Origin of the sequence: Nocardia implantans (genome assembly GCF_035544775.1) — a bacterium.
Lineage (GTDB): Bacteria > Actinomycetota > Actinomycetes > Mycobacteriales > Mycobacteriaceae > Nocardia > Nocardia implantans.
Window position 1 is genome coordinate 126216 of sequence record NZ_JAYKYQ010000006.1, and the last position, 12815, is coordinate 139030.

Below are 12815 nucleotides of genomic sequence, written 5' to 3' on the forward strand. Positions count from 1 at the left end.
CACCTAACTTACAAATTGTCAGTTATGACGGGAGGCAGCATGAGCGACCCACGGCGATACGTGGTGATCGGTGGCGGACTGGCCGGGCTCGCCTCGGCGGTCTGGCTGGCGGAGGCGGGCAAGCAGGTCACCCTGCTCGAGCGCAGAGGCAGGCTCGGCGGACGCACCCACGCCATGCGCGCCGAGGCGGTGGACGATCCGCCGGACAACGGCCAGCACGTGATCGCCAGCGGATACGACCACCTGTTCCGCTATCTGACGAGCGTCGGCACACGCCAATACGTCGCTTTCCCCCACGGCGGCACACTGCGCTGGCCCGGCGGGCGCAGCGTCACCATGCGCACCAAAGGAATCGCCGCACTGCGCACGCTGTCCGGCGCGCATCCCGACGCGAACCCGCTCGAGCGCGTGCGCGCGACGATCGCCACGCTCCGGCTCGGCTGGCAGTGCCTGCACCAACCCGCCGACCTGCCCGACCTCACCACGGAACAATGGTTCGACCGGGTCGGCATGCCCGCCAAAGCCCGTGAGGCACTGTGGGATTGGCTGGCCCTCGGCATCGCGGCGGAGCCGGTGCAGCGGGAGTCGGCGAAGGTGTTCGCCGATGTACTGGCCACCGGCATCCGGCTGGGCCTGCGTCACCGGCAGGCCGTCGACATCGGTTATCCCACCACCGATCTGGACACGTTGTATGTCACCGGGGCGCTGCGGGTCTTCGAGAAGCACGGTGTGGAAGTGCGCTACCGGGCCGTTGCCCGCCGTATCCATATCGCGGACGGAAAGGTGACGGGCGTCGCGTTGGCCGACGGCAGCACGATCCCGGCCGACGCGGTGGTGTGCGCCGTGCCCAACTCGAACATCGGCGGCTTGCTCGACGAACTGCCCGAGCACGCCGAGATCTACGCGGCGGCCGACAAACTGGGTTACACGCCGATCGTCAGCACCAATCTCTATCTCGACCGCCCGCTGGGGACCACGGCCGAGTTCGAGGCGCTGATCGGAGGCACCGGCGTCATCGACGAGGTCTTCGATCGCCAGCGGATGACCGGGCGCAGCACCGAGAAGGCATGGCTGTACTGCCTGACCACCAGCGGCGCCTACGAGCAGATCCACAAGTCCAGCGACGAGATCGTCGCCGAGCAGATGGCGTTGCTTCGCCGCTACTATCCGGCGGCGCGAGCGGCGAACGTGGTGCAGGCCCAAGTCGTGCGCATGCCGAAAGCCACCTTCTCGCAAGTCGTCGGCAACCACGCGTTGCGACCGGACCAGCGCACTTCGGTGCCCACCTTGGCGCTCGCGGGCGACTGGACCGCCACCGACTGGTCGGCGACGATGGAGAGCGCGGTGCAGAGTGCGGCGCGGGCGGTCGAACTGCTGCTCGAGCTACCTTCGACGGCGTGACCACGGATCGCTCCACGGCCGAGCGCGGCACCACCGAGGCGCGGCCCAAGCGCAGGATGTCCGCCGCCGACCGCCGCACCCAACTGCTGAACGTGGCGCGCGACATCGTCGCCACCGAAGGCTTCGGCGCGGTCAGCATCGAGCGGGTTGCCCGCGAGGCGCGGGTGGCTCGCGCGCTGGTGTATCAGCAGTTCACCGATCTGTCCGGGCTGACGTCGGCGCTGCTGGACCGCGAATCGGCCATCGCGTTCGCCGGTGTGCGCAGCGTGGACTGGGATCACGGTGACGTGGACCGGGTCGGCCGCGGCATCCTCGACTATCTGCACGCCGCGCCGACCAGCTGGCGCATCATGCTCAGCCCGTTCGACGGCGGGCCGCCGGAGCTGCGGGAGCGGCTCTCACTCGGTCGCGCCTACGCGCGTGCGATCGGCGCGCGCCACCTGTCCCGCTATCTCGGGGTCACCGTGGATCCGAACGGCCCGACGGAGCGAATCCTGCTGGCCGCCATGGAGGAACTGGCCCGGCTGCACCTCACCGACCCGATCGAGTACCCGGACGAACTGGTACTGCGCTACCTGCGCTCACTGGTCGCCTGGGCGATGGGGGTGGAAGCGCGCGCCGACCGGGACTGATCACCGCTCAGCCCTCCGACGGCACCGGCTCCAGAATCTGCGGGCGCGGCTCGGGCGCGGCGATCCGCAGGGCGTCGGCGGAGGCGTCGTCCGGTTGGGTCTGCGAGCGGATCTCCGCCTCGACCCGCGCCTGATAGGTGCGCACTTCCCGGTCGATCTCCTCGTCGTCCCAGCCCAAGACCGGCGCGACCAGCCGGGCCACCTGCTCCGCGCAGTTGGCTCCGCGATGCGGATACTCGATCGAGATCCTGGTCCGGCGGGCCAGGATGTCGTCGAGATGCAGCGCGCCCTCGGCCGCCGCCGCGTAGACCGCCTCCACCTGCAGGTAGGACGGCGCGTCCGTGATCGGTTGCAGGAGTTCGGGTTTGTCCTCGGCGAAGGCCATGACCTCGGAGATCAGCGACCCGTATCGATCCAGCAGGTGCTTGATCCGGTACGGATGCACCCCGTAGCTCTCGGCCAGCTGCACCGTCTGATTGACCAGCGCGAAATAGCCGTCGGCGCCGAGCAGCGGAACCTTCGCGGTGATCGACGGCGAGACGCGGGCCGGAATGTCCTGCGCCGCTTCGTCCATCGCGTCGATGGCCATCACGCGATAGGTGGTGTACTTGCCGCCGGCGATGCCGACCAACCCGGGCGCGACCCGGGCGACGGCATGTTCGCGCGAGAGCTTGGAGGTCTCGTCGCTCTCCCCGGCCAGCAGCGGGCGCAGGCCCGCGTACACGCCGTCGATGTCGTCCGGCGTGAGCGGCTGGACCAGCACCTCGTTCACCCGTTCCAGCAGGTAGTCGATATCGGCCTTGGTCGCGGCCGGATGCGCGAGGTCGAGATTCCAGTCGGTGTCGGTGGTGCCGATGATCCAGTGCGCGCCCCAGGGGATGACGAACAGCACCGAGGTCGCGGTGCGCAGGATGATCGCGGTGTCGCTCACGATGCGGTCGCGGGGCACCACGATGTGCACGCCCTTGGAAGCCCGCACATGGAACCGGCCGCGCTGATGCGACAAGGCTTGCACTTCGTCGGTCCACACGCCGGTCGCGTTGATCACCACATGGCCACGGACCTCGCCCGCGCGTCCGTCCTCGGTGTCGCGCACCTTCACGCCGACCACCCGGTCGGCCTCCCGCAGGAACCCCACCACCTGCGTGGACGTGCGGATCACCGCGCCGTAGTGCGCGGCCGTGCGCGCCACCATCATGGTGTGGCGTGCGTCGTCGACGACCGTGTCGTAGTAGCTCACACCCCCGATCAGCGAATCGCGCCGCAATCCGGGCGCCAGCCGCAACGCGCCCGCCCGAGTGAGATGCCGCTGTCCCGGCACGGATTTCGCCCCGCCCATCGTGTCGTACAGCACCAGGCCCGCCGCCACGTACGGCCGCTCCCACACGCGATTGGTCAGCGGATACAGGAAGCGCAGCGGCTTGACCAGGTGCGGCGCCAGCATGGACAGCGTGAGCTCGCGCTCGCGCAGCGCCTCGCGCACCAAGCCGAACTCCAGCTGCTCGAGGTACCGCAGCCCGCCGTGGAACATCTTCGACGACCGGCTGGATGTCCCGGACGCGAAATCGCGGGCTTCGACCAGCGCGACCTGCAAGCCCCTGGTCGCCGCGTCCAGCGCGATGCCTGCCCCCACCACGCCCCCGCCGACGACGACCACATCGAAATGATCCTTGCCGAAGCGCTCCCAGGCCGCCCTGCGCTGCTCCGGCCCGAGAAGCTGCGATTCCGGTTTCTTGGCCATGCTCGACTCCTCCAGCCGACGCGGATGTGTCCGATCGAGCGTTCAGCTCCAGGCTAGGCGAAGCCGCCGCGAATCGACCGCCCGCGCCCCGATCCGTGTCGCCCCGCCCTACTCATCGGTAACAAGTTCAACCCTAACCGAGAGACGAACCATTCCCCGGCCCAGTGAGCTACCCGACACCGCGCCCCACGCACCACCAAGCCCATCGACCGGATATCCGCGCCCACGCCTCAGCGGTCACCCGCACATCGAGTCATGGGCGGCCACCGCACCCCTGTGCGACCGGATCGAGACCGAGCATTGCTCGATTCGCAGCCAAAGCATGTCCGATCGACCGCACGAAGTCCTCGCCGTGGACCGAGCGGGCCTCGGACACGCAGAGCACCACCCACCCGACTCGCACCCAGCAGCCAGTAGCCAGTAGCCAGTAGCCAGTAGCCAGCACGCACAAACCACCGAAGCGACCTCCCAGCCCACCAGGCGCCTACAGACCACGACGGCCCTGCTCCCCACGGCCACTTGCGCACGCCATGAGTCCCCAGACCGGTCGAGCTGACACCCGGCCGCGCAGCGCATGACGTCCACGAACAGGCACCGACGCCCCGGCTCATCCCCACCACGTTGCTGAGCGAAGCCAGACCGAGCCTGCGCCGTTCGCGGCCCGGGTCACGGTCGAGCCGATACCGGCCACCACAGACCGCGTGCGCTCGATACCGACCTTCGGCACCTACGCGCCCAACTCACCGCAACCACGTCTTTCGAGCGAAGCGAGACCGAGCATCCGCCGTTCGCGGCCCGGCTCGCGTCCGAGTGGCCGCCGCGTCCGCGACGAAGTCGCCAGCGGCGGTCGCTCGGACGCGAGCCACAAGGGGGCCGCGAACACCCAGCGCCGCAGGCGCTGGAGAACCAACACAGCGGCCAAATAAACTCAGCCCATGCGTCGCTATGTGGCCGCCATCGACCAGGGCACGACTTCCAGCCGGTGCATCGTCTTCGACCGGCAAGGGCGCGTCGTCGGCGTCGCCCAGCGGGAGCACGAGCAGATCTTCCCGCGACCGGGCTGGGTGGAGCACGATCCCGAAACTATCTGGCGCAATACCGAACTCGTTCTCGGTGAGGTTCTCGAGCGTGGCGGCCTCGGCGCCGACGACATCGCCGCGGTGGGTGTCACCAATCAGCGCGAGACGACCGTGGTGTGGGACCGCGAGACCGGCCGGCCGGTGTACAACGCGATCGTCTGGCAGGACACCCGCACCGACCGGCTGTGCGCCGAACTGGCCGGCGACGCGGGACCGGCCCGCTATCAGGACCGCACCGGCCTGCCGTTGTCCACCTATTTCGCCGGGCCGAAGCTGCGCTGGATCCTGGACAACGTGCCGGGCGTGCGGGAGCGCGCGGAGGCGGGCGAGCTGTGCTTCGGCACCGTCGACAGCTGGGTGCTGTGGAAGCTCACCGGCGAGCACATCACCGACGTGACCAACGCCTCCCGCACCATGCTGCTGGATCTGCGCTCGTTGCAATGGGATTCGGAGATCTGCCGGGAGTTCGGCGTGCCCGAGTCGATGCTGCCGCAGGTGCGCAGTTCCTCGGAGGTCTACGCGCCGATCGGTTCGGGACCGCTGGCCGGGGTGCCGGTGGCGGGCATCCTCGGCGACCAGCAGGCCGCCACTTTCGGCCAGGCGTGCCTGGCGCCCGGCGAGGCCAAGAACACTTACGGCACCGGCAATTTCATGTTGCTGAACACCGGAACCACGCCGGTGTTCAGTAAGCACGGCCTGCTCACGACGGTGTGTTACCGCCTCGGTGACGCGGACGCGGTATACGCCTTGGAGGGCTCCATCGCGGTCACCGGCTCGCTGGTGCAGTGGTTCCGCGACAATCTCGGCATCATCTCCTCCGCCGACGAGATCGAGCCGCTGGCCCGCAGCGTCGACGACAACGGCGGCGCCTACATCGTGCCCGCCTTCTCCGGGCTGTTCGCCCCGCGCTGGCGCCCGGACGCGCGCGGCGTGATCACCGGGCTCACCCGCTTCGTCACCAAAGCGCACCTGGCGCGGGCGGTGCTGGAATCCACCGCGTTCCAGACCCGCGAGGTGGTCGACGCGATGCGCGCCGACGCGGAGTCCCAGCGGCTCGGCCTGGAGCTGACCACGTTGAAGGTGGACGGCGGCATGGTCGCCAACGATCTGCTGATGCAGTTCCAATCCGACGTGCTCGACGTGCCCGTGGTGCGCCCGGTGGTCAACGAGACCACCGCGCTGGGTGCGGCGTACGCGGCCGGGCTGGCTGTCGGCTACTGGGCGGGCACCGACGACATCCGCGACAACTGGACCGCCGACAAGACCTGGCATCCGACCATGCCGGAGGCGGAGCGCGAAGAGCGCTTCGCCGCGTGGAACAAGGCGGTCGAGCGCACCTACGGTTGGGTGGACTGAAAACGCGCCGAGTCCGCTTCCGCTACCGAAAGCGGTGCTCCCGAATCTATGCGCCGATCGCGCGCGCCAAGCGCGCAACCGCCTCCCGCAGCGTCGTCGCGTCGGAAGTGGTGAAGCACAGACGCATCGAGCTCCGATGACCGCCCGACACCGCGAACGCCTCGCCGGGGACGTAGGCGACGCCGAGATCGATGGCATGGGGCAACAGCTGCACGGTGTCGGTCCCATCGGTGAAATCGACCCACACGAACATGCCACCGGCGGCGTCGGTGCTCACCAGCCGGTCGCCGAAGCTGGTGCGCAGTTCGTCGACCAAGACCCGCGCACGCGCGCCGTAGACCCGCCGGATCTGTTCGACCTGCCCGGTCAGCCAGTCCGCGTCGGCGAGCAGATCGGCGGCGATCTGCTGGGTCAAGGCCGAACCGCACAGGTCAGCGCCCTGCTTCAGCAACTCCACGCCCCTGCACACCGCGTTCGGCGCGGTCATCCAGCCCACCCGCAAGGTCGGGGCAAGGATCTTCGACACGCTGGACAACCGGATCACATTGGGCGAATACGTCGCGATCGGCTCCGGCGACGGCCGGTCGAACCACAGCTCACCGTAGGGATCGTCCTCGATCACCCAGAATCCGTACCGGTCGGCGAGCTCGGCCAGTTCCCGTCGACGCCGCGAACTCATGGTGACACCGCGCGGGTTGTGGAAATTGCTCACCGTGTGCACCACGGCGGGCCGCTCGCCGCGGCCGAGCAGCTCGGCCAGCGCGTCGACGCGCATCCCGTCGGCGTCCAGCGGGACCGTCACGATGCGCGATCCGGCGGCGCGGAACACCTGCAAGGCGCCGACGTAGGCAGGATCCTCCACCACGACCAGTGCGCCCGGATCGAGCAGCACCTCGGCGAGCAGCGACAACGCCTGCTGCGAGCCGTGGGTGACGAACACCTCCTCCAGCGGCACCGGCCGCCCCAGCCGCTGGGTCTCGCGCGCGGCGAGCACTTCACGCAGCGGGCCCCAGCCCGCCGACTCGGTGTACTGCAGTCGTGCGCGGTCCGCCAGCGCCGATTCCGCCGCCTCCGCGATCCGGTCCCTCGGCATCAATTGCTCGTCGGGAAGGCCACCGGCCAGGCTGATGATGTCGTCGCGCGCGGCTACCTTCAGCAGGTCCCGAATCGCCGAGCTCGTCAGGCCGTCGAGACGCCGGGCCAGTGGTGGAGTGATCGCCGACATGAAACCTCCAGGAGGACGCCACGGTACGCGTATCCTCACTGTTTCATACCGACTACCAAAATATGAAATTCTATTCTCAGTATGTGAGACCCAATCGATAAGCGAGGACACCGGTGCGATCAGTCGAGTGCGCCTACGGCAAGGCCCACCGACCCGCTGCCCGAAAGCCGAGCCCAGAGGGCATACAACATGTCCGATCGAAGTGATCTATATCACTCGATGGAACGGCCTGCGCACCGCGACCGTCCAGATTCACGTACAGATCATCCGATCGAAGGAACGAAAAGCAATGAAGCACATCGCATCCGCGCTCGCCATCGGTGCATTGACCACCGGCATCCTGGCCTTCGCCGCGCCCTCGGCGAACGCCGCCCAGCCCGGCCAGAAGTGCACCGTCCCCGGAGCGACGGCGAAGGACTACGTGGACGTGGGCAATGGGGTCCAGCGCAAAGCCGTTCTCGGCTGCGTGCGCTCCGGCGGAGGCTACGTGTGGCAGGTCACGAACTACCTGCAGCCGGGCGTCAACGACGGCTGATCGGCGTCGGCGGCCTCGGGTGCGCAGTCCCGGCGCGCACCGGTGGCCGGGCGGATCGGACTCGGCACTCGTTTCAGGCAATGCGCGCAGCCGGGATCGCGGGAAGGAACCGGCGGACGGGTCCCGACTCCCCGAAGCGACTCAATCGATCAGATAGATGAGGGTCCGCCCGTCCAGATTCACGGTTGTGATCACCGGGAAGTACTGGGCCTCCGTGCCATCCGGACGGTGCTCGGTGATCTCCACGTTGAAGCGGTCGGGGGTGATCTCCGCGATCCGCAGGCAATAGCCCGTCCCCTGCGGAATGTGCTGATCAATGGTCTTCTGCAGGTCCGCGGGGGGCTCGACGTTCGCGCCCGGCGCCACGAACGTGTGCGCGCGGGTGGCGCTGCGCTCGGAATAGTAGGCGTGCTCGAAGCCCAGAATCGCGCGGATCCCACTGCTCGTATCCCCTGGGCCGTTGCCGAAGGTGACCTTGCCCTCGGTGCGGGTCGGGCAGTTCACCGACACGGTGCTGGGCCCGGCCGACGCGGCCGTACCGTTCTGGTCCTCATCGCTGCCGCTGGACACGATGATGGTCACCGTCAGCGCGATCAGCACCGCTACCGCGGCGACCGCACCGAGCACGATCCATCGCGGCGAGGGGCCCTTGCGCCGGGCCGGCGCCGGTGTGGTCGGCACACGCAACGCCAGCCGCATGGCGATCGGGTCCTCGGCCCAGGACAAACCCGATTCGGACGGCGCGGGAGGCTTCGGCACGCCGCCTTCGGCGGTCGGCTGGTTCCACCAGGATTCCTGCGGCTCACCGCTCGTCGGCTGGGAGCGCTCGGCTGCGGCGGAAGGCTGCTCGGGCGCGGCGGAGGGCGGTCCGGTGTAGACGGTGGAATCCGGCGCGCGGAACTGCGACGGCAGCGCGGGTGTCGTTTCCGGCTCGCCCGCGGGTCGCCAAGTCAGTTCCGGGTGATCGGTAGGCTGCTGCGGCACCTGCCAGCGGGGACCGGTGTCGGCCCCCGTCGGCGGGCCGAATTCCGCAACCGGCGGACCGAATTCCGAGACGGGCGGTCCGAACTCGGAAACCGGCGGCCCGAACTCCCCCAACGACGGACCGAACGCCGAACCGGACTGGTCGGATTCGTTCTCCCTCGCGTCACCCTCGGAGGTCACACCCAATCCTTTCCCAGGACACACAAGTGGGGCGGCCGTGAACGACCGCCCCACCCGCCGAAACTGTACGTGTCAGTACTGGAGTGAGCCACCCCACTGGGTGGTGACACCACCCACGTCGACGGTCTGCGGAGCGAAATCGCCCGGCTGAAGCGGAAGCTTAACCTGTGCGGCGGCATCCAGGGCAGCGGCTCCGCCCGGCTGCTCCCGGATCCAGTCCTCCACCGCGGCCTTGGCCTGGTTCAGCTGGGTGGTGTCGAACACCGTGGTGGTGTTGTTCGATGCCAAGCCCTCGCCACCGGTGTAGGTGGTCAGCTTGACGGTGTTCTTGTCGACGAACTCCACCGAGACGCCCGCTTCACCGGAACCGGTCGGCGTGCGGTAGCCGATGGTGCCGACGTAACCGGCCTCGTTGCTGAAGTGGTGGGTGTTGGCCACGTGGCCGGGCAGGATGGTGCCGCCGTCGATGTTGGCGCCGATCTCGGCGTGCGGGCCGGTCATCTCCACGACCGGCGCGGCCGGAGCCGACTCCAGCCGCGGCGCCTGCCAGCGCGGCTGTGCCTGCGGCTGCACCAGCGTGGAGCTGTCCGGCTGCCGCGCCTGGGCGTTGTCGTTCTGCGCGCCCTGCTGCGGAGCGGCCTGCTGTCCTGGCTGCGGGGCCGCCTGCTGGCCGGACTGCCCGCCCGGCTGCGGCGCCGCCTGATCAGGCACGACCGCGGGCAGCGGCTCGTCCGGCTTCTGCTGACCGGGGACCGGCAGCGGCGCGACCCGCGGCGGGGTCACGCCCGGCTGGGTCGGCTTGGCCAGCTTCGGATCCTTCTGTTCCGGCGCGGCGTGATCCGACTCCGGGGTGGTGACGCCCGGCTGGCTCGGCGTGGGCTTGCTCTCCGGCTTCTGCGCCTCCGGCTTGGATTCCGGCTTGTTCGGCTCGGCCTGGGTGGTCTCCGGGGTGCTCGGCGACTCGTTCACGCCCGGCTGCGCAGGCGCGGGCGTCGACGGAGTGGCCGGATCGTTGGGAGCCGCCCCCGCCGGCGCAGCGAAGAGAGTGGCCACGGCAGCCGCTGTGGCCAGTGGCAACGAGGTGCTCGCCATCGCTCGCTGCGCCCGACTCGGCTTACGATGTTTCACTTTTCGCAATTCCCTTCCCGGGTGCGACCGGAACGGCCGCATGCAGTTGTCCCTGGGTGAGACGCCTGATCGTCGAACGACCCGGGCCGTTCGCACGTGCCGATCTGGAAAGAACCCATCCCCCCACACCGAACTCCGCGACCGTCCAGCCGATCGCATCTCTGCCGAGAGTGAACCACATGTGCGCACGATGGGCAACGCAGCGAATAGCCAAGGGTGGCAAGAGCGCCCGCATCCCGCGTCCGCCCCGAGTTCACCGGGCCCGGTGTCCGGGATCGGACACGGCACCCGGTGCGTCAAACCCGAGCTCAGCCCAAGTCGTCGTGCCGCATCAGCAAACGCGCCGCCTCGGTCACCGAACCGGTGAGCGACGGGTACACCGAGAAGGTCTGGGCCAGGTCGTTGACCGTCAGATTGTTCTGCACCGCAAGCGCGATCGGCAGGATCAGCTCCGAGGCGATCGGCGCGACCACGACACCGCCGATCACCACGCCGGTCGCCGGACGGCAGAAGATCTTGACGAAACCCCGTCGCAGCCCGGACATCTTGGCGCGCGGATTGGTGTTCAGCGGCAGCATCACCGTGCGCGCGGGCACCTCGCCGTTGTCGATCGCGGTCTGGCTGACGCCGACGGTCGCGATCTCCGGCCGGGTGAACACCGCGGAGGCGACGGTCTTCAGTCGGATCGGGCTGACGCCTTCGCCGAGCGCGTGGTACATCGCGATGCGCCCCTGCATCGCGGCCACCGAGGCCAGCGGCAGCAGGCCGGTGCAGTCGCCCGCGGCGTAGATGCCCGGCACCGAGGTGCGCGACACGCGGTCCACCCGCAGATAGCCGCCGCGGTCGAGTTCGATGCCGACCTTTTCCAGCCCGAGGCCGGTGGTGTTGGGTGTCGAGCCGACGGTCATCAGCGCGTGCGAGCCGGAGACGGTGCGGCCGTCGGAGAGCTTGACCACGATGCCGTCGGCGGTGCGCTCCACCGCGTCGGCACGGGCGTGCTTGACCAGTTCGACGCCGCGCTCGGCGAGCGCGTCCTCCAGCACGAGCGCGGCGTCGGCGTCCTCGCCGGGCAGCACGCGGTCGCGGCTGGAGACCAGTTTCACCCGCACGCCCATCTCGGTGTATGCCGAGACGAACTCCGCGCCCGTCACACCGGAACCGACGACGACCAGGGTCTCCGGCAGCTCATCCAGGTCGTAGAGCTGACGCCAGTTGAGGATCCGCTCACCGTCGGGCTCCGCGCCCGGCAGCACCCGCGGGCTCGCACCGGTCGCGATCAGCACCACCTCGGCCTCGATGATCTGCTGCGCGCCGTCGGCCAGTCTGGCCAGCACCCGGTGCGCGGCCAGGCCGCTGCCTCGATCGATCAGCTCGCCGTAACCTGCCAGCACCGTCACCCCGACGGTCTGCAGTTTCGAGCGGATGTCGGAGGACTGCGCCAGCGCCAGCGCCTTGACGCGCGCGTTCACCTCCGGCAATTGCACCTGCGCCTGGGCCGGGTCGAGGGTGATCCCCAGATCGCGAGCGCGGCGCAGATCGGTGCGCACGCCGGTGGAGGCGATGAAGGTCTTGGAGGGGACGCAGTCCCACAGCACGCACGCTCCGCCGATGCCGTCGGAATCGATCAGCGTCACCGACGCTCCGTGCTGGGCCGCCACCAAGGCCGCCTCATAGCCGGCCGGTCCGCCACCGATGATCGCGATGCGGGTCATTGATACCTCCGCTCCGTGCTTCGCGCCGGGATCTCCGGCACGAGGTCAACGTTATCCGGCAACCACCTCGCACCACCGACCGCGTTACCGGTGCGCAACGGTCGACCGCCGGGCGGCGCGCCGCAGGTGCGGCAATCGAACGCGGTCTGCGAAGGTTATTGGCTACCCTTTGCTGGTGCCGATCTATGCCGCCTATGGGTCCAACATGGACTCGACGCAGATGCTCGAGCGCTGTCCGCACTCCCCCATGTCCGGGACGGGCTGGTTGGAGGGCTGGCGGCTCACCTTCGCCGGTGACGACATCGGCTGGGAAGGGCCTCTCGCGACGGTCGTGGAGGATCCCGGTTCCCGGGTGTTCGTCGTGCTCTACGACGTGTCCCCGGAGGACGAGCAGCGCCTGGACCGCTGGGAGGGCTCGGACTTCGGCATCCACAAGAAGATCCGCCTGCGCGTGACCCGCAACGGCGACGGTGGCGAGCCCACGCTGGCCTGGCTCTACGTGCTGGACGCCTATGAGGGCGGCCTGCCATCGGCCCGCTACCTCGGCGTGATCGCCGACGCCGCCGAAAAGGCCGGTGCGCCAGAGGACTACGTGCACGCCCTACGCACTCGCAACAGCCGCAACGTCGGCCCGGGCAACTTCGGCTGAGCGCGCGTCACCTAGCAACGCCTGCGGTGTGGCCGTGCCCTCTCCGCCGGGCTCGACCACTGTCACGCTCCCGGCCTCGTCGAGTGCGAGGCCGTCGAGCACCGTTCGCGGCCCGGCTCGCGTCCAGGAGCGAAGCGCGGCATGCGCGCGTCTCGCCGCTCGGACGCGAGCCACCACGGGCCGCGAACACTCA

Annotated in this window: 10 protein-coding genes; 5 read left to right on the plus strand and 5 right to left on the minus strand. The window is 69.2% G+C overall.

Going from position 1 to position 12815, the window contains the following annotated elements; all coding sequences use genetic code 11:
- Positions 1-39 precede the first annotated feature (39 nt).
- Entirely contained in the window at positions 40-1401 is a 1362-nt protein-coding gene (gene hpnE / locus U3653_RS16080) for a hydroxysqualene dehydroxylase HpnE (protein ID WP_195080528.1), read from the plus strand.
- A gap of 56 nt (positions 1402-1457) precedes the next feature.
- Positions 1458-2033: a TetR/AcrR family transcriptional regulator gene (locus tag U3653_RS16085; RefSeq protein WP_195080637.1), complete on the plus strand. Its 576-nt coding sequence runs from the start codon at positions 1458-1460 to the stop codon at positions 2031-2033.
- 7 nt (positions 2034-2040) lie between these two features.
- On the opposite strand, the gene U3653_RS16090 is transcribed toward U3653_RS16085, so the two are convergent.
- Positions 2041-3774: a glycerol-3-phosphate dehydrogenase/oxidase gene (locus U3653_RS16090; RefSeq protein ID WP_195080527.1), complete on the minus strand. Its 1734-nt coding sequence runs from the start codon at positions 3772-3774 to the stop codon at positions 2041-2043.
- Positions 3775-4709: 935 nt separating this feature from the next.
- On the opposite strand from U3653_RS16090, the gene glpK reads away from it, so the two are divergent.
- The gene (gene glpK / locus U3653_RS16095) at positions 4710-6209 is read left to right on the plus strand and encodes a glycerol kinase GlpK (protein WP_195080526.1); all 1500 of its coding nucleotides are present in this window, start codon (positions 4710-4712) and stop codon (positions 6207-6209) included.
- Positions 6210-6255: 46 nt separating this feature from the next.
- Here the strand turns inward: glpK and U3653_RS16100 are convergent, their stop codons facing one another.
- Positions 6256-7434 (minus strand): aminotransferase-like domain-containing protein, encoded by a 1179-nt coding sequence (locus tag U3653_RS16100; RefSeq protein ID WP_195080525.1) that lies wholly within the window; start codon positions 7432-7434, stop codon positions 6256-6258.
- A gap of 289 nt (positions 7435-7723) precedes the next feature.
- Here U3653_RS16100 and U3653_RS16105 point away from each other — a divergent pair, with 289 nt between their 5' ends.
- The gene (locus tag U3653_RS16105) at positions 7724-7969 is read left to right on the plus strand and encodes a hypothetical protein (protein WP_195080524.1); all 246 of its coding nucleotides are present in this window, start codon (positions 7724-7726) and stop codon (positions 7967-7969) included.
- Between the two features lie 141 nt (positions 7970-8110).
- Here U3653_RS16105 and U3653_RS16110 read toward each other — a convergent pair whose 3' ends face one another.
- From U3653_RS16110 to U3653_RS16120, 3 genes are all read right to left on the minus strand, one after another.
- Positions 8111-9133, minus strand: coding sequence for a DUF8176 domain-containing protein (locus U3653_RS16110; protein WP_323124759.1), 1023 nt, complete (start codon positions 9131-9133; stop codon positions 8111-8113).
- A gap of 72 nt (positions 9134-9205) precedes the next feature.
- Positions 9206-10186 (minus strand): hypothetical protein, encoded by a 981-nt coding sequence (locus tag U3653_RS16115; RefSeq protein WP_195080522.1) that lies wholly within the window; start codon positions 10184-10186, stop codon positions 9206-9208.
- Positions 10187-10569: 383 nt separating this feature from the next.
- Positions 10570-11973: an NAD(P)H-quinone dehydrogenase gene (locus U3653_RS16120; RefSeq protein WP_195080521.1), complete on the minus strand. Its 1404-nt coding sequence runs from the start codon at positions 11971-11973 to the stop codon at positions 10570-10572.
- Between the two features lie 175 nt (positions 11974-12148).
- Between U3653_RS16120 and U3653_RS16125 the strand changes: the two genes are divergently transcribed.
- The gene (locus tag U3653_RS16125) at positions 12149-12622 is read left to right on the plus strand and encodes a gamma-glutamylcyclotransferase family protein (protein WP_039796248.1); all 474 of its coding nucleotides are present in this window, start codon (positions 12149-12151) and stop codon (positions 12620-12622) included.
- Positions 12623-12815 lie beyond the last annotated feature (193 nt).

Bases quoted from the DNA above. Each gene is read 5' to 3' on its own strand.
- U3653_RS16085 (WP_195080637.1), top strand. From the start codon at position 1,458: ATGTCCGCCGCCGACCGCCGCACCCAACTGCTGAACGTGGCGCGCGAC.
- U3653_RS16120 (WP_195080521.1), bottom strand. From the start codon at position 11,973: ATGACCCGCATCGCGATCATCGGTGGCGGACCGGCCGGCTATGAGGCG.
- glpK (WP_195080526.1), top strand. From the start codon at position 4,710: ATGCGTCGCTATGTGGCCGCCATCGACCAGGGCACGACTTCCAGCCGG.
- U3653_RS16090 (WP_195080527.1), bottom strand. From the start codon at position 3,774: ATGGCCAAGAAACCGGAATCGCAGCTTCTCGGGCCGGAGCAGCGCAGG.
- U3653_RS16100 (WP_195080525.1), bottom strand. From the start codon at position 7,434: ATGTCGGCGATCACTCCACCACTGGCCCGGCGTCTCGACGGCCTGACG.
- U3653_RS16105 (WP_195080524.1), top strand. From the start codon at position 7,724: ATGAAGCACATCGCATCCGCGCTCGCCATCGGTGCATTGACCACCGGC.
- hpnE (WP_195080528.1), top strand. From the start codon at position 40: ATGAGCGACCCACGGCGATACGTGGTGATCGGTGGCGGACTGGCCGGG.